Origin of the sequence: Streptomyces sp. NPDC088745 (assembly GCF_044751045.1) — a bacterium.
Lineage (GTDB): Bacteria > Actinomycetota > Actinomycetes > Streptomycetales > Streptomycetaceae > Streptomyces > Streptomyces cremeus.
Genome location: NZ_JBIVLB010000001.1, coordinates 649,785 through 674,463, shown reverse-complemented (window position 1 = coordinate 674,463; position 24,679 = coordinate 649,785). Strand labels below are relative to the sequence as shown.

The following is a 24,679-nucleotide window of genomic DNA, read 5'->3' as shown; positions in this document are numbered from 1 at the left end:
TTCGTGGATCGCGCGCATGCCGCCGCTGACCTGCGAAAACGCGGCCCGCCCCGGCTTGCCGCACCTGCGTTCTACGGGTGGCCGCGGCCCGTTTCCGCGGCCAGCGCGGCTGCCGCACGCGCGTGGCGGTCCTCGTACGCCTCGGCGCCGGGGTGTTTGAGCAGCACGGCCAGCGCTCGGCAGGCGCCCTCGTGGTAGCCGTCCCGCTCGGCCGCGACCGCCGCGTCCCGCAGTACGGCGAGCCCTTCCGCCGACTGCCCGAGCAGAGTCAGCGCCTCGCCCCGCACGGTGCTCAGCAGCAGCTTCCTGGCCTGTCCGATGCCGCCGTGCGGCCCCAGCGCCAGGCCCGCGTCGGCGTACCGCAGGGCGGCCGCCGGGTCGCCGGCCTGGAGGCAGAGCTCGGCCAGCGACAGCCCCGCCAGCAGCTCCGTCGGCACGTCCTCGGCCTGCCGCGCCAGTTCCAGCGCGCGTACGCAGCCGGACCGGGCGGCGTCGAGGTCGCCGCGCCTGCGCTGGGCGAGCGAGAGGTTGATCCGGCCGATCGCCTCGTCCACCGGGTCGCCCGCCCGGGCGGCCAGCACCGGAGCCGACTCCAGGTGCGGGTGCGCCTCCTCGGTGCGTTCCTCCTCCACCAGCACCCACCCCAGCAGGGCCCGTACCCGGGACTCGCCCCGCGGGTCGTCGACGGCGACGGCGGCCTCCAGCGCCGTGCGGAGCAGGGGCGTCCAGCCGTCCCGGGCCCGCCACAGGATGTACGGCCACTGGAGGATCGCGAGCCGCCACACCCGGTCGTCGAGCCCGGCCGTGCGGGCCGCCGCCAGCGCCCCGGCGAGGGCCTCGCGCTCGGCGGCGTACCACTCGATGACCTCGGAGCGCTGCGCGAACCGGGGGGTCCGGGACGGTTTCCGTACGTCGTCGGGGAGCGAGCAGCAGGGGCGGCTGCCCGGTTCGGCGACGGCGTTCGCGGCGAGTTCGGCACACACGTAGTAGTCGAGGAGCCGGGGCAGGGCGGCCGGGTCGTCGGCGGTGGTGCGGGCGAAGAGGCGCACCAGGTCGTGCAGCGCGTACCGGCCGCCGCCGGGGCGGCCGTGCTCCTGGACGAGGTGGGCGCCGCAGAGCCGCTCCAGGGCGGCGGCGGCCTCGGGGACGGGCACACCGGCGAGCGCGGCGGCGGCGTAGGAGTCGACGGTGGGGCCGGTATGGGCGCCGAGGCCGCGGAAGACGCGCTGGGTGGAGGCGTCCAACTGGCTCAGGCTGAGGCGCAGTTCCGCCTCCACGCCCCGGTCCTCGACCGCGAGGAGGGCCAGGCGGCCGCGCTCGTCGGCGAGTTCGTCGGCGTGCCGGGCCAGGGTGCGGTCGGGGAGGGTGGCGAGGCGGGCGGCCGTGATGCGCAGGGCGAGCGGCAGGCCGTCGCAGCGGGCGGCGAGGGCGCGGGCGGCGTCGGGTTCGGCGGCGACGCGCTCTTCGCCGAGGACGGTGGCGAGGAGGGCGACGGAGTCCGCCGTGTCGAGGACGTCCAGCGGGACGGGACGGGCCAGGTCGTCCGCGATGAGGCCGCCGAGGCGGTTTCTGCTGGTCACGAGGGTGACACAGGTGTCGCCCGCGGGGAGCAGGGGGCGGACCTGGGCGGAGCTGCGGGCGTTGTCGAGGACGACGAGGAGCCTGCGGCCGGCGGTGAGCCGGCGGTAGAGGGCGGCGGCGGTGGCCGGGGTCTCGGGGAGGGCGTGGCGGGCGACGCCCAGGGCGAGGAGGAACTCGCGGATCACGTCGGCGGGTTCAGGGGCGGGCAGGGCGTCAAAGCCGTGCAGGTCGGCGAAGAGGAGGCCGCCGGGGAAGGCGTCGCGGTGGTGGTGGGCCCAGTGGAGGGCGAGGGCGGTCTTGCCGACGCCGGCGGGGCCGGTGATGAGGGCGATCGGGGAGTCGGGGGTGGCGGCGATGCGGGTGAGGGCGGTGAGGGGGGAGGTGCGGGCGAGGAAGCCGCGGGGGTGGCGGGGGAGGAGGTCGGGGGCGGTGGGGTCGGCCGGGACGTGCGGGACCGACGGGGCGGGCGCGCCCGGCAGGGCGGGCGGGGTCTTCTGCGGCGGTACGGGGGCGGGGCCGGGCTCGTCGAGGACGGCGTCCGGCGCCGGGGTGGGCCGGGGGGCGGGGGCGTCGGTCGGCGGCGGGACCGGTTCGCCCGTGCCCGCCCGTTCCGCCCCCGGCGGAACCCGCGCCCACGGGCTGGGAAGCGCGGGTGCGGGAGAGCCGACGGGCTCGCGGTGCGGGGCGCCGGGGTGCACGGGGCCGGGGTCCGTGGTGGTGGCGGCGTGCGCCGGGGCGGTGGGCTCGCGGTGCGCGGGGGCGGAGCCGCCGGGGTGTACCGAGCCGGGGTGCGCGGGAGCAGAGCCGCCGGGGTGTACCGCGCCGCCGGGGTCGGGGTGCGCGGAGTCGGCCGGGTTGCGGTGCGGGGTGCCGGAGGCGCCCAGGTGGGCGGAGGCGGGATGGGCCGAGGTGGAGGGGGCGAGGGGGGCGCTGAGGTGGAGGGCCGAGGGGGCGGGGGCCCAGGTCTCGGGGGCCGGGGGGTCGAAGGGGTCGCCCTGGAGGATGGCGCCGTAGGCGGTCTGGAGGGCGCGGCCGGGGTCGACGCCGAGTTCGTCGGCGAGCAGGTGGCGGGTGCGGTGGTACCAGTCGAGGGCGTCGGACTGGCGGCCCGCCCGGTACAGGGCGAGCATCAGCGCCGCCGAGAGGGACTCCCGCATGGGGTGGGCGACGGCCTCGGCGCGCAGGACGGCGGCGGCGCGGCCGTGCTCGCCCAGTTCGCTGTAGGCCTCGGCCAGGTCCTCGACCGTGACCAGGCGGGTCTCCTCCAGGGCGTGCGCGGCGGCCAGCAGCGGCTCGGAGGACACCGTCCCGGTGAGGGCGGGGCCGCGCCACAGGGAGAGCGCCTCGCGGAACATCAGCACCGCGTCGGCGGCCTGCCGCTGGGTGCGGGCCAGCAGCACCAGCTCCTCGAACCGGTAGGCGTCCAGCAGGGACTCCGACATCTCGAGGACGTAGGCCCGGCCCTGTGTGGTGAGCTCGACGCCGTACGCCGCCGCCTCGCCGTCGTTCAGCAGGGCCCGGAGCCGGGAGACGTGGCCCTGGACGACCGTGCGCGCGTGGGCGGGCGGGGCCTCGTCCCAGATGGCGTCGATGAGCTGGTCGACCGGCACCGCCGTGTTGGGCCGCAGCAGCAGTGCCGCCAGCACGCTGCGCCGCTTGGCGGGGCCGAGGGGGAGTTCACCGGCCTCGGTCGCGACGGACACCGCTCCGAGCAACCGGAATTCCACTGGCGCCTCCCCGCGAACCTGTGACGGACCAAAGCGTCAGCCTACCGGGGCGACGTGTGCCGACCGAGCCGAGGTTTCAGCCGTTCTCGCAGGTGCGCGGGGGTGTGGCCGGGGTGGGGGTTACTCGTACCGACGGTCGCGGTCCTCGACGACACCCTGCACGGGCGGGACGATCATGCCGCGACGCCGCTTGAGGACGCTGGTGAAGACCACGATTCCGATGATGCCGACCAGCATCATGATGACCCCGACGAGGTCGAGGTTGACGCTTTCGAGCTCCCAGTCCGTGGCGAAGGTCAGGATGGCCCCCACCGCGACGAGGACGATGCAGCCGCCCAGGCCCATGTCTGTTCGCCTCCGAGTGCGCGAACGCGATGGTTCGCGATTGGTTGTGACCGTTCGGGGCCCGGACAGCTTCGGGCCTCGCTGTACGAGGCGCGTACCCGGGCCCGCAAAGGCCATGCGTGGAGGCGGAGTTCGGCCTTCCGAAGGGGCTGGAAGCAGCCCCTTCGGTCAGCCCTCCAGGAACGCGGTCAGCGCGTTGGCGAGCAGGTACGGGTCCTTTGCCCCGCACAGCTCACGGGCGCTGTGCATGGACAGGATCGCGACGCCGATGTCCACGGTCTGGATGCCGTGCCGGGCGGCGGTGATCGGGCCGATCGTCGTGCCGCACGGCATCGAGTTGTTCGACACGAAGGTCTGCCACCGCACCCCGGCCTTCTCGCAGGCCGCCGCGAACACCGCGCGCCCCGCCCCGTCGGTGGCGTACCGCTGGTTCACGTTCACCTTGAGGATGGGGCCGCCGTTGGCACGCGGGTGGTGCGTCGGATCGTGCCGCTCCGCGTAGTTGGGGTGCACGGCGTGACCGGTGTCGGAGGACAGGCAGATCGAGCCCGCGAGGGCGCGCGCCCTGTCCTCGGGGGAGCCGCCGCGCGCGAACACCGAGCGCTCCAGCACGTTGCCGAGCAGCGGGCCGTCCGCGCCGGTGTCGGACTGCGAGCCGTTCTCCTCGTGGTCGAAGGCCGCGAGTACGGGGATGTGGGAGAGCTTCTCGTCCCCGGTGGCGACGGCGGCCAGCGCCGCGACGCCCGCGTGCACCGAGATCAGGTTGTCCATGCGCGGGCCGGCGAGCAGTTCCTCGTCGCGGCCCAGGTAGGCGGGGGCCTCCACGGCGTGCGGCATCAGGTCCCAGCCCGCGATGTCCTCGGGGTCGAGACCGGCCTCCTCGGCGATGTACGCGATGAGGTCGCCCTCGTGCACCTCGCCCAGGCCCCAGATCGGCTGCATGTGCCGCTGCTTGTCGAGCTTCATGCCCTCGTTGACCTGGCGGTCGAGGTGCACGGCGAGCTGCGGCACGCGCAGCAGGGGGCGGTCGATGTTGACGAGGCGGTGCGAGCCGTCGCGCAGGGTGAGGCGGCCGGCGAGGCCGAGGTCGCGGTCGAGCCAGGTGTTGAGCAGGGTGCCGCCGTAGATCTCGACGGCGACCTGCCGCCAGCCCTCGTTGCCCGTGTCGGGCAGCGGCTTCACGCGGAGGTTCGGGGAGTCGGTGTGCGCGCCGACGATCCGGAAGGGGGTGTGGGGCGAGGCGCCCTCCGGGACGAACCAGGCGATGATCGCACCGCCCCGCAGGACGTACTTGCCGCCGGTCGTGCCGTCCCAGGCGTCGGTCTCGGCGACCTGGCGGAAGCCCGCCTTCTCCAGCCGCTCGGCGGCGGCGGCCACGGCGTGGTACGGGGACGGGCCTGCCGTCAGGAAGGACATCAGGTCGTCGGTGTGGCCCCGGTCGAAGCGGGGGGTGGTGCGGGCTGCGGTGCTCATGTGATCAGCGTAACCAGGGGGTCCGGCATCCCGGCGCGCCACCGTACGGCCCCTCCCCCTCGCCCGTCGTGCCTCAGAGCCCCGGCGGCCGCTCGAAGCGTCTGCGCAGCGGCATCCGGCGCTCGCCCCTCGGTACCCGGGGCAGCATCTGCGGGGTGCCCGGAGCCCGGGAAGCCTGCCGGCGGCGGCCCGCGCAGAACATGCACTCCTCACCGGGAGGGGCGTCGGGGTCCACGGGGGCCCCGGGGTGCAGGGAGCAACCGGAGGAGTTGCGGGGCCGGGACAGCTCCCGGGCCAGCACGAACGCCCGGTGCAACACCTCCGCGAGGGCCGCGAACTCCTCCGGCCGAGACCCCGTCCCGAGGTTGAACGACCGCTCGTTGACCAGGGCGAACTGCTCCCGCAGCATGGCGGGCGTCGCCTGGCGGCCGTCCCGCTCCGGGAGGCGCGGCACGTCCTCCGCCGGGGTCGGCGCACCCCGCTCCACGAGCCTGCGCCGGTGGTTGCAGATGAGGCAGCGGCCCCAGCCGTCCGGCACCGTCGGGTCCACCGCGCCGTCCGGATGTTCCTTGCACCCGGTGACGTTGCGTGCCGGGGCCACTTCCGAAGCGGTGCGGTACGCCCCGTACAGGGAGTCGGCGACGGGTTCGTACTCGGCGGGGTGCGCGCCGTCGTAGAGGTCCTTCACCAGGTCGTTCGCGGAGCCCAGCCTGCTGTGCAGCTCCTTGAGCGCATAGGGGAGCCCCGCCGGTACCGAGTACCCCTTGCCCTGCTGTTCCTGTCCAGCCATGCACACAAGCGTCGCACGCACCACCGACAACGGGCCGGGGATGTTTCACGTGAAACGTGAGACATCCCCGGCCCGCTCGGGAACCGCGAGGCGACTAGAACGCCGCCTCGTCCAGCTCCATCAGGTCGTTGTCGACCGCCTCGGCCTTGGCGCGCTCGACGCCCACGCCCGGCAGGACGTTCGCGGCGAAGAACTTCGCGGCGGCGATCTTGCCGGTGTAGAAGGCGGTCTCCTTGGCGGACTTGGCGGAGCCCGTCGTCAGCTTCTCCTGGGCCACGGCGGCGCCGCGCAGCAGCAGGTAACCGACGACCACGTCGCCGGAGGCCATCAGCAGACGGGTGGTGTTCAGGCCCACCTTGTAGATGGACTTCACGTCCTGCTCGGTGCCCGCGAGGTCCGTCAGCATGGCGCCGACGATGGCCTCCAGGTCCACGGCCGCCTTGGCGAGCTGCTCGCGGGCGCCCGCCAGGTCGTCGCCGCCGGTGCCCACCGCGAGGAACTTCTTGATCTCCTCGGCGAGCTGGTTCAGCGCCGCGCCCTGGTTGCGGACGATCTTCCGGAAGAAGAAGTCCTGGCCCTGGATCGCGGTGGTGCCCTCGTACAGGGTGTCGATCTTGGCGTCGCGGATGTACTGCTCGATCGGGTACTCCTGGAGGTACCCGGAGCCGCCGAAGGTCTGGAGCGACTGGGCGAGCTGCTCGTAGGACTTCTCCGAGCCGTAGCCCTTCACGATCGGCAGCAGCAGGTCGTTCAGCGCGATCTCGGCCGAGGCGTCCTCGCCGGCCGCCTCCTTGACCGCGATGGTGTCCTGTACGCACGCGGTGTGCAGGACCAGCGCGCGCATGCCCTCCGCGTACGCCTTCTGCGTCATCAGCGAGCGGCGCACGTCGGGGTGGTGCGTGATGGTGACCTTGGGGGCCGTCTTGTCCATGAACTGGGCCAGGTCCGGACCCTGGACGCGCTCCTTGGCGTACTCCAGGGCGTTCAGGTAGCCGGTCGAGAGCGTCGCGATGGCCTTCGTGCCGACCATCATCCGCGCGAACTCGATGATCATGAACATCTGGCGGATGCCGTCGTGCTTGTCGCCGATCAGCCAGCCCTTGGCGGGGTGCTGGTCGCCGAAGGTCATCTCGCACGTGTTGGAGGCCTTGAGGCCCATCTTGTGCTCGACGTTCGTGGCGTAGACGCCGTTGCGCTCGCCCAGCTCGCCGGTCTCCCAGTCGAAGTTGTACTTCGGGACCAGGAAGAGGGAGAGGCCCTTGGTGCCGGGGCCCGCGCCCTCGGGGCGGGCGAGGACGTAGTGGAGGATGTTCTCCGACATGTCGTGCTCGCCGGACGTGATGAAGCGCTTCACGCCCTCGATGTGCCAGGAGCCGTCCTCCTGCTGGACCGCCTTCGTGCGGCCCGCGCCGACGTCCGAACCGGCGTCCGGCTCGGTGAGGACCATCGTGGAGCCCCACTGCTTGTCGACGGCGATCTGCGCGACCTTCTTCTGCGCCTCGTTGCCCTCCTCGAAGAGGATGCCGGCGAAGGCCGGGCCCGAGGAGTACATCCAGACCGCCGGGTTGGCGCCGAGCAGCAGCTCCGCGTACGCCCAGATCAGGGAGCGCGGGGAGGTGGTGCCGCCGATCTCCTCGGGCAGGCCGAGGCGCCAGTACTCGGAGTCCATGAAGGCCTGGTAGCTCTTCTTGAAGGACGCCGGGACGGGCGCGGTGTTGGTGGCCGGGTCGAAGACCGGCGGGGTGCGGTCGGCGTCCTCGAAGGAGGCGGCGAGCTCGTTCTCGGCGAGCCGGCGCAGTTCGTCCAGGATGCTCTTGGCGGTCTCGACGTCCATCTCCGCGAACGGGCCGCTGCCGTAGACCTTGTCGCGGCCGAGCACCTCGAAGAGGTTGAACTCGATGTCCCGGAGGTTCGACTTGTAGTGCCCCATGGCGACGGCTCCGTATAACTCGGGGAGGCAGGTTCCTCGTACAAATACCAGCTAGTAGCTACGATGATGCTACCCGTCGGTAATAAGCCGCAACCCCGTGCGGCCAGATGTGGCCCACTACTCTTTCCCGCATGTATGGCTACGAGCAGAATCCGGGTGCGCAGCAGGGCTACGCCCCGCCGGGGGGCGCCCAGCAGGGTTACGCCCCGCCGCAGCCTCCGCCGCAACAGCAGCAGCCGCAGCAGGGCGGATACGGGGAGCAGCCGCTGTACCCCGAGCCGTCGCCGCCCTCGCTGGCCGACGGGGTGCGGGCCTTCACGACCGGCACGCTGTCCGCCGAGGACTTCCAGCAGATCTTCGCCTCGTCCAAGGTCTACTGCCCGCGCGGTGACGGGCCCGGCTTCCTGGCGCTGCACAACACGCAGCACCCGGTGATCCCCATGTTCACCACGCTCAAGGAGCTGCGCAGGTACGCGGGCAAGGAGTCCAAGTACTTCGTGATCACGGGCGCCGAAGTCATCGACCTGCTGCCGACCGGGTACGGCTTCGTGCTCGACATGGAGGGCGAGCACCGGATGGTGTTCGACGCGAAGGCCGTGGAGCAGATGGTCGACTTCGCGATGCGCCGGATGTACGGCTGAGGGACCCCCACGGACGCGCGGGGGGCGGACGCGCCCCGCGCCGGGAACACGCACGCCTTGCGGGATGTTCACCATTCAACTAACTTGAAACCGGAACATCCCGCTAGGAGGCCCACGATGCCCGCAGTAACTGTCGAAAACCCGCTCACCCTGCCCAAGGTGGTCGCGGCCGCGGACGCCGTCGCGCGACCCGTTCTCGGTGTCGTGGACGCGGTCAGCGGTTTCGAGGGGGAAGGCTTCCCGGTGCGCCGCGCGTTCGCCGGGATCAAGTACGACTACCTCGACCCGTTCATCATGATGGACCAGATGGGCGAGGTGGAGTACGCGCCGGGCGAGCCCAAGGGCACCCCCTGGCACCCGCACCGGGGCTTCGAGACGGTCACGTACATGATCGACGGCGTGATGGACCACCAGGACAGCCACGGGGGCGGCGGCACCATCAAGGACGGCGACACCCAGTGGATGACCGCGGGTGCGGGACTGCTGCACATCGAGGCCCCGCCGGAGTCGCTGGTGATGTCCGGCGGCCTCTTCCACGGCCTGCAGCTGTGGGTGAACCTCCCCGCGTCCGACAAGATGATGAAGCCCCGCTACCAGGACATCCGCGGCGGTGAGGTGCAGCTCCTGACCTCCCCCGACGGCGGTGCGCTGCTGCGCGTCATCGCGGGCGGGATCGACGGGCACGAGGGTCCGGGCGTCACGCACACCCCGATCGTCATGATCCACGCGACGGTTCGGCCGGGTGCGGAGATCTCCCTGCCCTGGCGCGAGGACTTCAACGGCCTGGCGTACGTCATGGCCGGCCGCGGCAGCGTCGGCGCCGACCGGCGGCCCGTGCACAAGGGGCAGACGGCGGTCTTCGGCGAGGGCGGGTCGCTGACCGTCCGGGCGGACGAGAAGCAGGACGCGCACGAGCCGGACCTGGAGGTCGTGCTGCTCGGCGGGCGGCCGATCCGTGAGCCGATGGCGCACTACGGGCCGTTCGTGATGAACAGCCAGGCCGAGCTGAGGCAGGCCTTCGAGGACTTCCAGAAGGGGCTGCTGGGGAAGGTCCCCGCGGTGCACGGCATGCAGTAGAGCGCGGCGGCAGGAGCGGGCCTCGGCGGCGGGAAGAACCGCGCCGGGCCCGCTTTCCTGTTTCCCGGGGTTTCCCGGGGTTTCCCAGGAGTTCCCCGTGGCTCCCTCAGAGGCCCTCGTACGAGACCGGCGGCGCGTCCTCGTAGAGCTCGAACCAGATCGACTTGCCCTGGCCCCGGGGGTCCACGCCCCACTTGTGCGCCAGCATCTCCATCAGCAGCAGCCCGCGCCCCGAGGACGCCATCTCGCCGGGCCGCCGCTTGTGCGGCAGTTCGTCGCTGACGTCCGTCACCTCGACGTGCAGCGTCCGCGAGCCGGCCGGGCCGGTGACCCGCGCGGTCAGCAGGGCGTCCCCGTCGGTGTGCACCAGCACGTTGGTGACCATCTCGGAGACCATCAGGACCGCCGAGTCCACCTGGTCCGCGTCGGCCCAGTCGTGCAGCAGCTCGCGCAACTGGTGGCGGGTGCCCGCGATGCGTTCGGGCTCGGCCTGCGCGACGGTCACCGCCGTGGACCGCACCTTCGAAGTCCGGTCGGCACGGGACGCGTCCCGGCTCAGCAGCAGGACGGCGATGTCGTCCTCGCGGCGGTCCGAGAGGGGGCCGGTGGTGTGGTGCGAAGGGGGCCCGTGCACGGCCTGCACGAGGTCGTCGGCGAGGCGCTCCAGGTCCAGCTCCCGGTGGTTCTCCAGGATCGTCCGGATGCGTGACCAGCCGGAGTCGAGGTCGTGGCCGCCCGTCTCGATCAGGCCGTCGGTGCACACCATCAGCGTCTCGCCGGGTTCCAGGGCGAGCCGGGTGGTCGGGTAGTCGGTGTCGGCGTCGATGCCCAGCGGCAGACCGCCCGCCGTCGTCCGGACGAGGACGGTCCCGTCCGGCATCCGCACCGCGGGCTCCGGATGGCCGGCCCTGGCCAGTTCCACCGTGCCGTCCACCGGGTCGACCTCCAGGTAGAGACAGGTCGCGAAGCGCGGCGAGGCGTGGTCGTCGGGGGCGTAGGTGTCGGTGATGCCGTGCAGGAACCGGGAGGCCCGCGAGAGGACCGCGTCGGGGCGGTGGCCCTCGGAGGCGTACGCGCGCAGGGCGATCCGCAGTTGGCCCATCAGCCCGGCCGCCCGCACGTCGTGCCCCTGGACGTCGCCGATGACCAGCGCGAACCGGCCGCTGGGCAGCGGGATCATGTCGTACCAGTCGCCGCCGACCTGGAGTCCGCCGCCGGTGGGCACATAACGCGCCGCCACCTTCATGCCCGGGATCTCCGGCCCGATCGTCGGCATCATCGAGCGCTGGAGCCCCTCGGACAGCTCCCGTTCCGACTCCTCCACCCCGGCCCGCGCCAGCGCCTGCGCCAGCATCCGCGCGACCGTCGTCAGCACCGACCGCTCGTCCGGCGTGAACGCCACCGGGTGCGCGAACCCGGCCATCCACGCGCCCATCGTCCGGCCCGCCACCACCAGCGGCACGAACGCCCAGGACCGCCGCCCGAAGCCCTCCGCGAGCGGCCAGGTCAGCGGGAAGCGGGTCCGGTAGTCCTCCGGGGTGGGGAGGTAGATGGCCCGCCCCGTCCGTACGACCTCGGCGGCCGGGTAGTCCGTCTCCAGCGGCATGTCCCGGAACGGGTCCTCGTCGCCCGGCTTGTGCCCGTGGTGCCCGATCGTCGTCAGCCGGTCGCCCGCGACGCCGAACACCGCGAGCCCGTCCGGCGAGAACCCCGGCATGGACAGGGAGGCCGCGACCCGCAGCACCTCGGCCGTGGACCGCGCCTCGGCCAGCGCCCGGCCCGCGTCCAGCAGGAACGCCTCCCGGGAGCGCCGCCAGTCGCCGGTCACCGGGGTGCGGGCGGCGGTGCCCGGCGCGGACTCGGCGACTTCCTGGATGGTGCCGATGAGCTGGTAGGACGCGCCTTCGCCGAAGGGCTTGGAACGGCTCCGCACCGTGCGCAGCACCTGACGGCCGTCCTCGGACATCACCCGCAGCCGGGCCTCCGCGACCGTGCCCTCGGCGACGGCGAGCTGGACGATTCCCTGTATCTCGTTCCAGTCCACGGGGTGGAAACGGGCGCGGGCGGCGGCCTCGGTGAGCTGCACCTCCTCGGCGGGCAGACCCATCAGACGTGCCGCTTCCGCGTCGAAGGTGACGGTCCCCGACGCGTTGTTCCATCGCCACAGGCCCGTGTCGATCGCGGCCAGCACGTCCTCGGTGCGCATGGGGCCATCCTTCCAGGTCGTACGGAACCCGGCCGCCCGGCCCGTGTTTCACGTGAAACACCGGCCCGTCCCCGCGGGCCCCGGCTCATGTTTCACGTGAAACACCGCCACGTTCCCCGCGTGCACCGGCCCCTGTTTCACGTGAAACACCGGCCCCTGTTTTCTCGTGAGACGGCGGTGGGAGGGGCCGGTAACCTTGAGGCGAGTTGATTCCCGCCTGTCTCGCGAAGAATCTCGCGAAGAATTGGATGAACGATGCAGCATCGGTACAGGTCCCACACGTGCGGCGAGCTCCGCGCCTCCGACGTCGGCGCCGACGTCCGGCTGAGCGGCTGGCTGCACAATCGTCGCGACCTGGGCGGCATCCTCTTCATCGATCTGCGCGACCACTACGGTCTGGTCCAGCTCGTCGCCCGTCCCGGCACCGCCGCCAACGAGGCCCTCGCGAAGCTGACCAAGGAGACCGTCGTCCGCATCGACGGCAAGGTCTCCGCCCGTGGCGCGGACAACGTGAACCCGGAGCTGCCCACCGGCGAGATCGAGATCGAGGTCGGCGAGGTCGAGGTGCTCGGCGCCGCCGCCCCGCTGCCCTTCACGATCAACGCCGAGGACGGGGTGAACGAGGAGCGCCGCCTGGAGTACCGCTTCCTCGACCTGCGCCGCGAGCGCATGCACCGCAACATCATGCTGCGCTCGTCGGTCATCGCCGCCATCCGCTCCAAGATGGTCGCGCTGGGCTTCAACGAGATGGCCACCCCCATCCTCACCGCGACCTCCCCCGAGGGCGCCCGTGACTTCGTCGTTCCGTCCCGCCTGAACCCGGGCAAGTTCTACGCCCTCCCCCAGGCCCCGCAGCAGTTCAAGCAACTGCTGATGATCTCGGGCTTCGACCGGTACTTCCAGATCGCGCCGTGCTTCCGCGACGAGGACGCCCGCGCCGACCGTTCGCCGGGCGAGTTCTACCAGCTCGACGTCGAGATGAGCTTCGTGGAGCAGGAAGACGTCTTCCAGCCCATCGAGAAGCTGATGACCGAGCTCTTCACCGAGTTCGGCGGCGGCCGCGAGGTCACCTCGCCCTTCCCGCGCATCCCCTTCCGCGAGTCGATGCTGAAGTACGGCAACGACAAGCCGGACCTGCGCGCCAAGCTGGAGCTCGTGGACGTCACGGACGTCTTCGCGGAGTCCGGCTTCAAGGCCTTCGCCGGCAAGCACGTCCGCGCCCTGCCGGTGCCGGACACGGCCGGTCAGTCCCGCAAGTTCTTCGACGGCCTGGGCGACTACGCGGTCGAGCAGGGCGCGAAGGGCCTGGCCTGGGTCCGCGTCGGCGAGGACGGCCAGTTGGCCGGTCCGATCGCGAAGTTCCTCACCGAGGACGACGTCAAGGCGCTCACCGACCGCCTCTCCCTCGTCCCCGGCCACGCGGTCTTCTTCGGCGCGGGCGAGTTCGACGAGGTCTCCAAGATCATGTCGGCGGTGCGCGTCGAGGCCGCCAAGCGCGCGGGCCACTTCGAGGAGAACGTCTTCCGGTTCTGCTGGATCGTCGACTTCCCGATGTACGAGAAGGACGAGGAGACCGGCAGGATCGACTTCTCGCACAACCCCTTCTCGATGCCCCAGGGCGGCATGAAGGACCTGGAGGAGAAGGACCCGCTGGACATCCTGGCCTTCCAGTACGACATCGTCTGCAACGGCATCGAGCTGTCGTCCGGCGCGATCCGCAACCACGAGCCCGAGCTGATGCTCAAGGCCTTCGAGATCGCGGGTTACGAGGCCGAGACCGTCGAGCGCGAGTTCGCGGGCATGCTGCGCGCCTTCCGCCTGGGCGCCCCGCCGCACGGCGGCATCGCCCCGGGCGTCGACCGCATCGTGATGCTGCTGGCCGACGAGCCGAACATCCGCGAGACCATCGCCTTCCCGCTGAACGGCAACGCCCAGGACCTCATGATGGGCGCCCCGACCGTCCTGGAGGAGGCCCGCCTGCGCGAGCTGAACATCCAGCTCCGGAAGCCGGTCGAGAAGTAGGTCAAGCGGCGGGCCGACGGCTCACCCGTTCGTACGAAGGCCCGGAATCCTCGGATTCCGGGCCTTCGGCGTACGCCGGGGTCCCGCCGGGGCGCAGGCGGAGGAGGAGCGAGCCGGTACGCGGCGCGGGCCCCGTACCGTGGAAAGGTGCCACCGATCCCGGAGGAGACCGGCGTGAGTGTTGCCGAACAGAGGCCCGGAGCGCTCCCGCGGGACCCTTCCGAGGAGAACGGGACCGGCCGGACCGGCTGACCCCGCCCCGTCCCGCACGCGCGCAGGGCCCACCGGGGGATCATTCGCGGAAGAACGGGCACCCCGGAGTACGACCCGGACGTCACCCGCACCCCTCAGGCCGTCCGGCACCGGAATCAGGCGACTGAAGAAGGGCACGACGACGTGAAGACACGCGTACGGACCGGAGTGTGCGCGGCGACCGCCCTGGTGCTGTTCCCGGTGCTCACCGCCTGCGGGCAGGACGCACGCCCGCAGTCCGGTCGCAAGGCGGCCCCCCTGCACGACTCCAGCGCCGGCGGGAAGTCGGCCCCGGCCCCGCAGAGCGCGCGCACCGACGCCGCGCCCACGCCCGAGCTGCCGGGCCTGGGCCCCCGTACACGCGGCGAGGTCGGCCCGGAGACCCGGCAGGCGCTCGTCGTCACCGGCCGGGACCGGAACTCCTCCGACGCCGAGGCGGTCCTGTACGAGAAGACGGACGACGGCTGGAAGGCCGGGCCGGTCTGGCCGGCGCAGAACGCGAGACGCGGCTGGACCGGGCACCACGTCCGGGGCGACCTGCGGTCCCCGATCGGCGTGTACGGGCTGACCGACGCCGGCGGGCTGCTGAAGGACCCCGGCACGAAGCTCCCGTACGACCAGGGGCGCGGTTACACGATCGACCGCACCGACGACTCCGGCCAGTCCCTGCGCGGCTCCTTCGACTACGTCGTCGCGATCAACTACAACCGCCACGCGGGCCGCAGCCCCCTCGACTGGGGCCGCCCGCTGGGCGACGGCCGGGGCGGCGGCATCTGGCTGCATGTCGAGCACACGACTCCCACGCAGGGCTGCGTCGCCCTCAAGCGCGAGGTGATGCGGGAGCTGCTGCGCGCGCTGGACCCGGCGAAGAAGCCGGTGGTGGTGATGGGGCCGAAGGCGGATCTGGCGAAGTGAGCGCTAGCCGGGCAGCCGCCACAACTGGTGCTTGTTGCCCGGGGTGCACGGGTCGACGGCCAGTTGGCGGCCCGCGCCGACGTCGGTGACGCAGCCGTCGCCGACGTAGTAGTTGATCTGGACCGCGCCGCCGGCCGCCGGGGTGGTCTTCCACGCGGTGACGTACCCGGAGTAGCCGCTGCCCTGCGCGAGCACGGTGCCCGTCTTCTCGTCGTACGCGGGGGCCTGCTTGAGCCCGAGCGCGCCGCCCGCCAGGGTGCAGGCGTGGAACTCGGTGAACTGGTTGCCGCCGAGCACCCAGCCGAACTGGGAGTTCCCACCGGAGACGACCTTGCCGCCGCTGCCGGACGGGTCCGTTCCGGCGAGGCCCATCCTGCGCCCGCTGCCGACGTTGGTGATCGCGCCCCAGCCGTCGCCGCCGCAGTTGTCGGGCTTGCCGGGGCCCGCGGGCGGGGGCTTGGCACCGCCGCCGCTTCCGGAACCCGCACCGGAGCCCTTGCCGCTGTCCGGGCCGCCGCCGCTCCCCTTGCCGGGGTCCGTGTCCTTGCCGTCGCCCCCGGTGCCCGGCTTGCCCTTGGCGCCGTCGGACCCGTCGGTCGCGGCCCCGCCCCTGGCCTTGTCGTCGCCCTTGGCGGGCTTGCCGGCAGCGGTTCTGCCGGTGGCGGACGGGGTTCCGCGGGGCGCGGCCGGGATCTGCGCCACGGGCGTCCCGCCCGCGGACACGGAGGTGGACGGGCGGGCGGCGTCCCGGGGCGCGTCACGGACGTGCGGGGTCAGGGCGACGGTGAGCACGGTGGCCGTCGACACCACCACGGGCACGACGACGAGCACCGGCTTCGGCAGCCGCTGCCACCACGGCCGCGGTACGGGGACGACGCCGGTCGGGCCGGACACGAGCACGGGATCGGCCGCCGGGACCGGAACCGGAATCCGGGGAGGGCCGGGCCGGACCGCAGAAGGCACCGGGGCCTCAGGAGCCGCAGGGGCCACGGCAGGAGTCTCAGGGACCACGACAGGAGTCACAGGAGCCACGACAGGAGGCACAGGGACCACAGCAGGAGGCACAGCAGCCCCGGGCAACCCGGCACCTGCACCCCCCTCCCCCGTCCCGGCGGCCCGCGCCGCCGCCGCCATCACCGCCGCGTCCGCGTACCGCTCCTCCGGCGCCTTCGCGAGCGCCCGTGCGACGAAGTCCCGCACGGCGGGAGGGAAGGAGTCCGGCAGCGCGGGCGCGGGCTCCCGGATGTGCTTGAGGACGACCTCCAGGACCGTGTCGCCGTTGAACGGCACCTCCCCGGTGAGCAGTTCGTACGTGACGACGCCCAGCGAGTACAGGTCGGACGCCGGGAGGACCGCGAGCCCCTCCGCCTGTTCCGGCGCGATGTACAGGGCCGTGCCCAGCACCGAGTGCGAGGCGGTCAGCCGGGAGGCGGCCTTGCTGTGCGCGATGCCGAAGTCGGTGACGGTGATGCGGCCGTCGCCGCTCAGCATCAGGTTCGACGGCTTCAGGTCGCGGTGCACGATGCCGCCCCGGTGCGCGGTGTGCAGCGCGTCCAGGGCCTGCGCGACCAGCCCGAGCGCGCGGCCGGCGGGCATCGGCCCGTCGTCCTCGCGGACCTCGTCCAGCGGCCGTCCGTCGATGAGCTCCATGACGATGTATGCGATCCGGTCACCGTCCTGACCTGCGGCTTCCTGCTCGCCGTAGTCGTGGACATCGACGATCCCGGGGTGCGCGAGCGAGGCCAGCAGCTTCGCCTCGCGCCGGAAACGGGCCGCGAACTGGGGGTCCTCCAGCAACTTCGGCAGCAGGATCTTCACCGCGACGAAACGCTCCAGCACGCCGTCCTCGGCCCGCCAGACCTCGCCCATCGCGCCGCCGCCGACGCGCTCGGCCAGCGTGTACCGGCCGCCGAGCACGGTCCCCCGACCCCACATGCGTGCTTCCCCCACGGTGTTCGCCCGAAGCGCCGGTTCGCTCGGCCCGAGGAAGTCTGCCAGACGCGCCAAGTTCCTTGGGCCGAAGGCCACTTGGTGCCGCCCGACATGTCCGTACGTACGACGAAGGGCCCGGGATCGGCACGACCCCGGGCCCTCTCGTACGTCAGGGAATCACGCGGCGGGCTTCTCCTCCAGGCGCGGGAACAGCACCGCGCCCTTCGTCACCGTCGCACCGGCCGGCAGCAGGCCCCAGGCGCCCGCGTCCTGGACCCGCTGGTCGGCGAGCGCGCCCAGCCCGGCGGCCTCCGCGCCGAGGGAGTCCCACAGCTTCTGTGAGGTCTCCGGCATGACGGCGTTCAGCAGGACGGCCATCGCGCGCAGGGACTCGGCGGAGGTGTAGAGGATGGTCGCGAGGCGCGCCCGGCCCTCGTCCGACGCGTCCTTGGCGACCTTCCACGGCTCCTGCTCCGTGATGTAGCCGTTGACCTGCTTCACGAAGTCGAAGATCGCCAGGATGCCGCCCTGGAAGTCCTGCTCCTCGCCGATCAGCCGGTCCGCCTCGGCGACGGCCTTCGCCAGCCCCTCCCGCACGGCCTCCTCGGCGTCGCTGGAAGCGGTCGCCGCGGGCAGCGTGCCGTCGAAGTACTTGCCGACCATGGCGGCCACGCGGGAGGCGAGGTTGCCGTAGTCGTTGGCCAGCTCGGAGGTGTAGCGGGCGGTGAAGTCCTCCCAGGAGAAGGACCCGTCGCTGCCGAAGGAGATCGCGCGCAGGAAGTACCAGCGGTAGGCGTCCACGCCGAAGTGCGAGGTGAGGTCCTGCGGCTTGATGCCGGTCAGGTTGGACTTCGACATCTTCTCGCCGCCGACCATCAGCCAGCCGTTCGCGACGACCTTGCCGGGCAGCGGGAGGCCCTGCGCCATCAGCATCGCGGGCCAGATCACCGCGTGGAAGCGCAGGATGTCCTTGCCGACGAGGTGGATGTCCGCGGGGAAGGTCGCGTCGAACCGCTCCTGGTCGGAGCCGTAGCCCGCCGCCGTCGCGTAGTTCAGCAGCGCGTCGACCCAGACGTAGATGACGTGCTTGTCGTCCCACGGCACGGGGACGCCCCAGTCGAAGGTCGAGCGGGAGATGGAGAGGTCCTGGAGGCCCTGCCTGACGAAGTTCACGACCTCGTTGCGGGCGGACTCCGGCTGGATGAAGCCCGGGTTGGCCTCGTAGAACTCCAGCAGCTTCGGGCCGTACTCGCTCAGCTTGAAGAAGTAGTTCTCCTCCTTGAGGATCTCCACCGGCTTCTTGTGGATGGGACAGAGCTTCGTCCCGTCCTCCGCCTCGATGAGGTCGCCGGGGAGCTTGTACTCCTCGCAGCCCACGCAGTACGGGCCCTCGTAGCCGCCCTTGTAGATCTCGTCCTTGTCGAAGAGGTCCTGCACGAACTCCTGCACACGGTCCGTGTGACGCTTCTCCGTGGTGCGGATGAAGTCGTCGTTGGCGATGTTCAGGTGCTCCCAGAGGGGCTTCCAGGCTTCGGTGACGAGCTTGTCGCACCACTCCTGGGGGGAGACGCCGTTCGCCTCGGCCGTGCGCATGATCTTCTGACCGTGCTCGTCCGTGCCGGTGAGGTACCACACCTTCTCGCCGCGCTGACGGTGCCAGCGCGTGAGCACGTCGCCTGCGACGGTCGTGTAGGCGTGGCCCAGGTGAGGAGCGTCGTTGACGTAGTAAATGGGGGTCGTGACGTAGTACGCCGCCGACTCCTGCTTCTCGATTCCAGTGGCCGCCATGCGGAAATCTTAAGTGGTACGGAGAGGCGCCCTCACCTGTGTATTCCGGTGAGGGCGCCGGGGTGTGCCGGTCAGCCCCTCAGCCACTCCGCGGAGCCCGCGAGCAGGCCCTTGAAGAGGGCGGCGTCGGTGAGGTCGGCGGGGGCCGGGCCCGCGTGGAAGAACGCGGCGTTCTCGGCGTCCAGCTTGCGGAGGTAGTCGAAGCCCTTGGCGTCGGTGTCGCCGAAGGCCACGAACTGCCAGAAGAGGGGCAGCCGGGCGGCTTCGGCGAGGGCGGCGGTGGCGGCGCCCCTCGCCTCGGGGGCGCCGTCCGTCTGGAAGATCACCAGGGCGGGGCCGTCGTGGGCGGCGGAGTGCTTCTCGTAGTGGTCGACGACCGCTTCGATCGCGCGGTGGTAGCTGGTGCGGCCCATGTGGCCGAGCTCGGCGTGGAGGGAGTCGACCTTGCCCTCGATGTCGGCGGGGGTGAGTTCGCCGGTGCCGTCGACGTCGGTGGAGAAGAAGACGACGGGGACGGCGGGGGCCGCCCCGGGGTCGAGGTGGACCGCCAGGGCGAGGGCCTGCTCGCCGAGCTTCTGGGCGCTGCCGTCCTTGTAGTACGGGCGCATGGAGCCGGAACGGTCGAGGACGAGGTACACCTTGGCGCGGGCGGCCTCCGGCACCTCGGCCTTGCGGAGCGCGGTGCCGGCGGCGCGGTGGGGGACCTTCAGCTTCTTGAGCTGGGCGGGGGTGAGGGCCTCGCGGGGCGCGTCGGGCTCGGGCGCGGGTTCGGGCTTGGGCTCCGGTTCGGCGGCGGGCTCCGGTTCGGCCTGGGCGGCGGGCTCGGGCTCCGGTTCGGTGGTGGGTTCCGGTTCGGCCTGGGCGGCGGGCTCGGGCTCCGGTTCGGTGGTGGGTTCCGGTTCGGCCTGGGCGGCGGGCTCGGGCTGGGCGGCGGGCTCGGGCTCCGGCTCGGTGGTGGGTTCCGGTTCGGCCTGGGCGGCAGGTTCGGGCTGAGCGGCGGGCTCGGGCTCGGCGGCAGGTTCGGGCTGGGCCGAGGTCGCTTCGGGGGCGGTGGTGCGGGCGGTCTGGGTGGGGAGGCGGACCTCGGCGGCGGGGGCCGGGGTGTCCTTCGGGGCGGACTGGGCCGGGACGGCCGGGGAGGGGTCCTCCTCCGACTCGGGCCGCGTCACCGGTTCCGGCGCGGAGGCGGCCACCGGCTCCTGGTCCTGCTCCGGTACGGGCTTCTCCTCCCGTACGGACTTCTCTTCCGGTACGGGCGCGGCCTCCGGGGCCGGGGACTCCTCCCGTACGGGCGCGGCCTCCGGGGTCGGAGGCTCCTCCCGTACCGACTCGGCCTCCGGGGCCGAGTGCTCCTCCCGTACGGGCTCGGTGGCCGGCTTCGCGGGGGTGGTCCGCTTGGGGTTGTCGAAGGCTTCGGCGACCAGCTCCGCGGCCAGGGAGGAGGAGGGGCCCGAGGGCGCGGCGGCCGGGTCCGGCTCGGGGGCGGGGGTCGAACTCCGGCCGCCGGACGGGGTGTTCGCCCCGGCATCGGCCGGCTCCGTGCGCTCGGTCTGGGCCGGGACGGAGGGAGTCGTCGCCGAGGGCTCCTCGACCTGTTCCGTCCGACCGCCAAACACCTTGCGCAGCAAGCTCCGAATGCCCATGGGCGAGGCCTTTCGCGTGAGTTGAGTGCGTTGTATGTCCGTACTGGCGGGACCGATCCCTGACCAGGGGTGACACGTAAGGTTAGCGGCCGCTTCCGCACGGGTGGAGCAACGGCCGGGGCGAGGAATGCCGGGCACCGATTGCTCCGCACGGGTGGTGTTTGTCCGAAGAACTGCGAATCGGAGTGGCGGTCCCTGCGTTCTCGTGCGTCCTCCACATCATGAGGAAAGTACGAAAACCGGACATCCCGGAACTCGTACCCGCCCTGCCGTACGCCCGCCACCCACCCGAAGCAGCTTCAAGGAGCCGTGCCATGAAGACGATGTGGACCGCACTGATCAGCGCGATTGTCGCGTTCCTCGCGATGCTGGGCATCGCCGCCCCGGCGTCCGCCTCCGCCGCCCCCGCCGACCGTTCCTCCGACGCCCCGCAGCCGGCCCCCGCCGCCGCGGAGCGCGCCGACTCCCCCGCCGGGCGGGCCGGGTGGACAGCCGTGGCGCCGACGGCGTCCCGGTTGCAGACGGAGGTGCCGACGCGTTCCGTGCCGCCCACGATGAAGCAGCGGATCAGCGCGGAGGCGCACGGCGGCTCCCCGTCGGTCCGCACGGTGCCGGCCCTGGACGTGCTCGACGGCCTGGGCGCGCTGACCGACGCCCTCCCGGGCGAGGCCGCGGCGAAGGCCGCCACACGCGGTGCGGCCGACAGCGCCGCCCGGGCGCACCTCGCCGCGGTGTGAGGGGCGGCACGGTCCCCGCCCGCCCGGACCGGACTACTCCGCGCCGCCGCCGGTCGAGAGAGTGCCGAGCCGGAACTCCATTCCGTCCAGGACGCGTTGGAGCCCGTAGTCGAACTTCTCCCCCCGGATCTGCTCGGCCGTCCTCCCCCGGTAGTTGTCGTGTCCCTCCCGCAGTCGCGGCAGTTCCTCCGTGGCGGCAGCGGCCACACCGGTCAGGCTCGCCATCCACTCCTGTTCCGTCATTCCACTGCGTGCGATCAACGACAACTGCGCGGCCTCGCTGGTCGCATACCCGATGACGTACGAGAAGACCGCGCTCAGGGCGAGATCGGCCTCCTCGGCGGTGAACCCCGCCGACGCGATGACGTCGGCCAGTCGTTCCGTCATGCGCAGCACGTTCGGCCCCAGGTGGACAAGGCCCACCTGGCCCAGTACCGAAGCCATCCACGGGTGGCGGATCGCCATCGCCCGCACGCTGTACGCGCTGCGGACCGCGGCCTCGCGCCAGCCCAGCTCCCGGGTCACCGCCGGGACTTCGAGTTCCCCGTAGATCTCGTCCACGACCAGCTCGATGAGCTCGTCCTTGTTGGCGACATGCCGGTAGAGGGATGTCGCGCCGGCGCCCAGGCGGGTGCCGAGCTTCCGCATGCTCAAGGACTCGATGCCGTCGGCGTCCAGCAGCCGTACCGCCTCCGCGACGATCTGCTCCCGGCTGAGACGAGCTGCGCAAGGCGATGGCGGTGTGGGGCTCGGTCTCGATGCTGGGCCTGATCGGCGGCCCGGTGCTGGGCGGCTTGCTGGTCACGCACTTCTCGTGGGGCGCGGTCTTCCTGATCAACGTGCCGGTGGCGGTCGTCGCGATTCTCGCCGCGTTGTTCCTGATGCCGGAGTCGAAGGGCGCGTGGAAGAAGCCGGACCCGGTCGGGGCGGTGCTGTCGGTGGCCGGCATGGTGGCGCTGGTCTGGACGATCAACGAGCAGCCCAAGGACGGGTTTTCGCACACCTCGACCGTGGTCGCGCTGGTGGTGGCGGTGCTGGGGCTGGCGGGCTTCGTCGCCTGGGAGTTGAAGGTCGACGAGCCGATGGTCCCGCTGCGGCTCTTCCGGGACCGCGACTTCGCCGGCGGCAGTCTCTCGCTGACCCTGGTGCAGGTCGGCAACGGCGGGATGCTGCCGGTGGTCACCCAGTACGTGCAGTTCGTGCTCGGCTACTCGCCGACGGAGGCGGGCTCGGCGTTCATCCCGATGGCGGTGGGAAGCGGGAAGGGCGGCCCCGTCGCCCAAGGGAGCGGGGATGGACGGAGGCTGCGACGCCGAAGGGGACAGGGGGGCGGCAGGGCGGCTGCGGCGTCGGAGGGGGTGGGGGTGGAGGGGACCGGTTGGGGGGACTTCACCTGGTGTTCATCGTGGGGGCACCGCCCGCACCCCCCAACCCACCTAATGTCACCGCCGTGACCCGGGCGTGCCCAGACCCCCGGAGACGTACGCCATCATGACCTCGGAGGGGACCCGACCCGTGCGCAACCTGCTGCCGCTGCTCAACCCGTCGCCGCACGCGGGCGGACGTTCCGCCCTGACGTGCCGCTACCGCTGCGGTGACGCCTGTTTCCAGGAAGTCCCGAACACGAGCGACAACGAGTACGTCGGCGACATCATCGCGGGCGCCCTGTCCCGCCGGTCGATGATGCGCGCCGCGGCGGTCGTCACCGTCGCCGCGACGGCGGGCGGCGCCCTCGCGGTCGGCGGCGCCCCGGAGGCGGTGGCCGCCCCGGCGGCGGGCCACGGCAACGGCCACGGGAACGGCCACGGCAACGGACGCGGCAAGGCCCAGGGCGCCAAGGGCCTCCGTTTCACGCCCGTCGCCCCCAACAAGGACGACAAGGTCACCATCCCGGACGGCTACGAGCAGAACATCGTCGTCAAGTGGGGCGACCCGATCCTCCGCGGCGCCCCCGCCTTCGACCCGGAGAACCAGACGGCGAAGGCCCAGGCCGGCCAGTTCGGGTACAACAACGACTTCCTGTCGCTGCTCCCGCTGCGCGGCGAGTTCGGCTCCCGCGAGCGCCAGATCCTGGTCGCCAACCACGAGTACACCGACGAGAACCTGATGTTCCGCGGGTACGACCCGGAGAACCCCACCCGCGAGCAGGTCGAGATCGCCTGGGCCGCGCACGGGCTCGGCGTCGTCGTGGTGGAGGAGAACCGCCGGAACGCGGGCCTCACCGCCGTCCCCCGCCACCACCTCAACCGCCGGATCACCGTCACCACCCCGATGCGCCTCACCGGCCCGGCCGCCGGCTCCAAGCTCCTCCGTACGTCCGCCGACCCGACCGGCACCAAGGTCTTCGGCACCTTCGCCAACTGCGCGGGCGGCACCACCCCGTGGGGCACCACGCTCCACGGCGAGGAGAACTTCAACGGCTACTTCGCCAACGCCGACCACGCGAAGAGCCCCACCGACAAGCGGTACGGCATCCAGAAGGGCGCCTCCGAGCGCAAGTGGGAGCGGTTCGACAAGCGCTTCGACGTCGCGCAGGAGCCCCAGGAGTCCCACCGGCACGGCTGGGTCGTCGAGCTGGACCCGTACGACCCGGACTCCACGCCGCGCAAGCGCACCGCGCTCGGCCGGTTCAAGCACGAGGCCGCGCAGCCGCGCCTGACCGACGACGGCCGCCCGGTCGTCTACATGGGCGACGACGAGCGCTTCGACTACCTCTACAAGTTCGTGTCGTCCAAGCGGATGCGCAGGGGCAACTCGCGGGCCGCCCGCGAGCACAACCTCACCCTCCTCGACGAGGGCACGCTGTACGTCGCCAAGCTCACCGGCGACAGCCCGGCCGCCGAGATCGACGGCACCGGCAAGCTGCCGAACGACGGCGAGTTCGACGGTTCCGGCACCTGGATCCCGCTCGCCACGGGCAAGAAGTCGCACGTCCCGGGCATGACGGCCGAAGAGGTGTACGTCTTCACGCGCCTCGCCGGCGACAAGGTCGGCGCGACCAAGATGGACCGCCCCGAGGACGTCGAGCCGTCCCCGCGCACGGGCCGCGTCTACGTCGCGCTCACCAACAACACCGACCGCGGCAAGCCCGGCAAGCCGGGCGCGGACGAGGCCAACCCGCGCAACCTCAACAAGCACGGCCAGATCCTCGAACTCGCCGAGCGCCGCAACGACCCGACGGCCACCACCTTCGCCTGGCGGCTGTTCCTGGTCGCGGGCGACCCGAAGGACCCGGCGACCTACTTCGCGGGCTTCCCGAAGGACAAGGTCTCGCCGATCTCCTGCCCGGACAACGTCGCCTTCGACGCCCACGGCAACCTGTGGATCTCCACCGACGGCAACCAGCTCGGCTCCCACGACGGCCTGTTCGGCGTCGCGACGGCCGGCGAGCGGCGCGGCGAGCTGAAGCAGTTCCTCACCGTCCCCAGGGGCGCGGAGACCTGCGGCCCGCTCATCCAGGACAGCCGCGTCCTGGTCGCGGTGCAGCACCCGGGCGAGCTCGACGGCGCGACCGTCGAGAAGCCCCTGTCGGCCTGGCCCGACGGCCCGGGCAGGATGGTCCGCCCGGCGGTCGTCTCGGTCTGGCGCAAGGACGGCCGCGACATCGGCGTGTGACCCTC

17 protein-coding genes are annotated in these 24,679 nt (G+C 72.3%); 7 read left to right on the top strand and 10 right to left on the bottom strand.

Annotation, left to right across the window (positions count from 1 at the left end):
- Nucleotides 1–71: 71 nt before the first annotated feature.
- The 5 genes from ACIP93_RS03070 to ACIP93_RS03050 all read right to left on the bottom strand — a co-directional run bounded on the left by ACIP93_RS03070 (nt 72) and on the right by ACIP93_RS03050 (nt 7,846).
- Nucleotides 72–3,308, bottom strand: a complete 3,237-nt coding sequence (locus ACIP93_RS03070) for an AfsR/SARP family transcriptional regulator (protein WP_401755024.1) — start codon at nt 3,306–3,308, stop codon at nt 72–74.
- Between the two features lie 120 nt (nt 3,309–3,428).
- Nucleotides 3,429–3,653, bottom strand: a complete 225-nt coding sequence (locus ACIP93_RS03065) for a DUF6458 family protein (RefSeq protein WP_345221075.1) — start codon at nt 3,651–3,653, stop codon at nt 3,429–3,431.
- Between the two features lie 168 nt (nt 3,654–3,821).
- Nucleotides 3,822–5,126, bottom strand: coding sequence for a M18 family aminopeptidase (locus tag ACIP93_RS03060; protein ID WP_401755020.1), 1,305 nt, complete (start codon nt 5,124–5,126; stop codon nt 3,822–3,824).
- Nucleotides 5,127–5,199: 73 nt separating this feature from the next.
- Complete coding sequence (locus ACIP93_RS03055) at nt 5,200–5,916, bottom strand: hypothetical protein (RefSeq protein ID WP_401755017.1); 717 nt, start codon at nt 5,914–5,916, stop codon at nt 5,200–5,202.
- 94 nt (nt 5,917–6,010) lie between these two features.
- A complete protein-coding gene (locus tag ACIP93_RS03050) occupies nt 6,011–7,846 on the bottom strand; it encodes an acyl-CoA dehydrogenase (protein WP_345221083.1) in 1,836 nt (611 codons plus the stop codon).
- Between the two features lie 131 nt (nt 7,847–7,977).
- Here ACIP93_RS03050 and ACIP93_RS03045 point away from each other — a divergent pair, with 131 nt between their 5' ends.
- Entirely contained in the window at nt 7,978–8,487 is a 510-nt protein-coding gene (locus ACIP93_RS03045) for an SseB family protein (RefSeq protein WP_345221085.1), read from the top strand.
- A gap of 117 nt (nt 8,488–8,604) precedes the next feature.
- Nucleotides 8,605–9,564 carry a pirin family protein gene (locus ACIP93_RS03040; protein ID WP_345221088.1) on the top strand — a complete coding sequence of 320 codons (960 nt, stop codon included), beginning with the start codon at nt 8,605–8,607 and terminating at the stop codon, nt 9,562–9,564.
- A gap of 106 nt (nt 9,565–9,670) precedes the next feature.
- Here the strand turns inward: ACIP93_RS03040 and ACIP93_RS03035 are convergent, their stop codons facing one another.
- Entirely contained in the window at nt 9,671–11,770 is a 2,100-nt protein-coding gene (locus tag ACIP93_RS03035) for a SpoIIE family protein phosphatase (RefSeq protein WP_401755012.1), read from the bottom strand.
- A gap of 255 nt (nt 11,771–12,025) precedes the next feature.
- Here ACIP93_RS03035 and aspS point away from each other — a divergent pair, with 255 nt between their 5' ends.
- Both aspS and ACIP93_RS03025 read left to right on the top strand, forming a co-directional pair.
- The gene (gene aspS, locus ACIP93_RS03030) at nt 12,026–13,792 is read left to right on the top strand and encodes an aspartate--tRNA ligase (protein ID WP_401755009.1); all 1,767 of its coding nucleotides are present in this window, start codon (nt 12,026–12,028) and stop codon (nt 13,790–13,792) included.
- Nucleotides 13,793–14,188: 396 nt separating this feature from the next.
- Nucleotides 14,189–14,959 (top strand): L,D-transpeptidase family protein, encoded by a 771-nt coding sequence (locus ACIP93_RS03025; protein WP_345221095.1) that lies wholly within the window; start codon nt 14,189–14,191, stop codon nt 14,957–14,959.
- A 3-nt stretch (nt 14,960–14,962) separates the two neighbouring features.
- Here ACIP93_RS03025 and ACIP93_RS03020 read toward each other — a convergent pair whose 3' ends face one another.
- The 3 genes from ACIP93_RS03020 to ACIP93_RS03010 all read right to left on the bottom strand — a co-directional run bounded on the left by ACIP93_RS03020 (nt 14,963) and on the right by ACIP93_RS03010 (nt 20,322).
- Nucleotides 14,963–16,894 carry a protein kinase gene (locus ACIP93_RS03020; RefSeq protein WP_401755005.1) on the bottom strand — a complete coding sequence of 644 codons (1,932 nt, stop codon included), beginning with the start codon at nt 16,892–16,894 and terminating at the stop codon, nt 14,963–14,965.
- Nucleotides 16,895–17,068: 174 nt separating this feature from the next.
- Nucleotides 17,069–18,679, bottom strand: a complete 1,611-nt coding sequence (gene metG, locus ACIP93_RS03015; RefSeq protein WP_401755002.1) for a methionine--tRNA ligase — start codon at nt 18,677–18,679, stop codon at nt 17,069–17,071.
- Nucleotides 18,680–18,750: 71 nt separating this feature from the next.
- Nucleotides 18,751–20,322, bottom strand: a complete 1,572-nt coding sequence (locus tag ACIP93_RS03010) for a VWA domain-containing protein (protein ID WP_401754999.1) — start codon at nt 20,320–20,322, stop codon at nt 18,751–18,753.
- A 314-nt stretch (nt 20,323–20,636) separates the two neighbouring features.
- Here ACIP93_RS03010 and ACIP93_RS03005 point away from each other — a divergent pair, with 314 nt between their 5' ends.
- Complete coding sequence (locus ACIP93_RS03005; protein ID WP_345221105.1) at nt 20,637–21,059, top strand: DUF6344 domain-containing protein; 423 nt, start codon at nt 20,637–20,639, stop codon at nt 21,057–21,059.
- 33 nt (nt 21,060–21,092) lie between these two features.
- Here ACIP93_RS03005 and ACIP93_RS03000 read toward each other — a convergent pair whose 3' ends face one another.
- Entirely contained in the window at nt 21,093–21,761 is a 669-nt protein-coding gene (locus ACIP93_RS03000; RefSeq protein WP_401755640.1) for a TetR/AcrR family transcriptional regulator, read from the bottom strand.
- 38 nt (nt 21,762–21,799) lie between these two features.
- Here ACIP93_RS03000 and ACIP93_RS02995 point away from each other — a divergent pair, with 38 nt between their 5' ends.
- Both ACIP93_RS02995 and ACIP93_RS02990 read left to right on the top strand, forming a co-directional pair.
- A complete protein-coding gene (locus ACIP93_RS02995) occupies nt 21,800–22,513 on the top strand; it encodes an MFS transporter (protein ID WP_401754996.1) in 714 nt (237 codons plus the stop codon).
- A 61-nt stretch (nt 22,514–22,574) separates the two neighbouring features.
- A complete protein-coding gene (locus tag ACIP93_RS02990) occupies nt 22,575–24,674 on the top strand; it encodes a PhoX family phosphatase (protein ID WP_345226344.1) in 2,100 nt (699 codons plus the stop codon).
- The last annotated feature ends 5 nt before the right edge of the window (nt 24,675–24,679 follow it).

Excerpts from the sequence above, each read along its gene's own strand:
- ACIP93_RS03065 (WP_345221075.1), bottom strand. The coding sequence starts at position 3,653 with ATGGGCCTGGGCGGCTGCATCGTCCTCGTCGCGGTGGGGGCCATCCTG.
- ACIP93_RS03060 (WP_401755020.1), bottom strand. The coding sequence starts at position 5,126 with ATGAGCACCGCAGCCCGCACCACCCCCCGCTTCGACCGGGGCCACACC.
- ACIP93_RS03055 (WP_401755017.1), bottom strand. The coding sequence starts at position 5,916 with ATGGCTGGACAGGAACAGCAGGGCAAGGGGTACTCGGTACCGGCGGGG.
- ACIP93_RS03050 (WP_345221083.1), bottom strand. The coding sequence starts at position 7,846 with ATGGGGCACTACAAGTCGAACCTCCGGGACATCGAGTTCAACCTCTTC.
- ACIP93_RS03045 (WP_345221085.1), top strand. The coding sequence starts at position 7,978 with ATGTATGGCTACGAGCAGAATCCGGGTGCGCAGCAGGGCTACGCCCCG.
- ACIP93_RS03040 (WP_345221088.1), top strand. The coding sequence starts at position 8,605 with ATGCCCGCAGTAACTGTCGAAAACCCGCTCACCCTGCCCAAGGTGGTC.
- ACIP93_RS03035 (WP_401755012.1), bottom strand. The coding sequence starts at position 11,770 with ATGCGCACCGAGGACGTGCTGGCCGCGATCGACACGGGCCTGTGGCGA.
- aspS (WP_401755009.1), top strand. The coding sequence starts at position 12,026 with ATGCAGCATCGGTACAGGTCCCACACGTGCGGCGAGCTCCGCGCCTCC.
- ACIP93_RS03020 (WP_401755005.1), bottom strand. The coding sequence starts at position 16,894 with ATGTGGGGTCGGGGGACCGTGCTCGGCGGCCGGTACACGCTGGCCGAG.
- metG (WP_401755002.1), bottom strand. The coding sequence starts at position 18,679 with ATGGCGGCCACTGGAATCGAGAAGCAGGAGTCGGCGGCGTACTACGTC.
- ACIP93_RS03010 (WP_401754999.1), bottom strand. The coding sequence starts at position 20,322 with ATGGGCATTCGGAGCTTGCTGCGCAAGGTGTTTGGCGGTCGGACGGAA.
- ACIP93_RS03005 (WP_345221105.1), top strand. The coding sequence starts at position 20,637 with ATGAAGACGATGTGGACCGCACTGATCAGCGCGATTGTCGCGTTCCTC.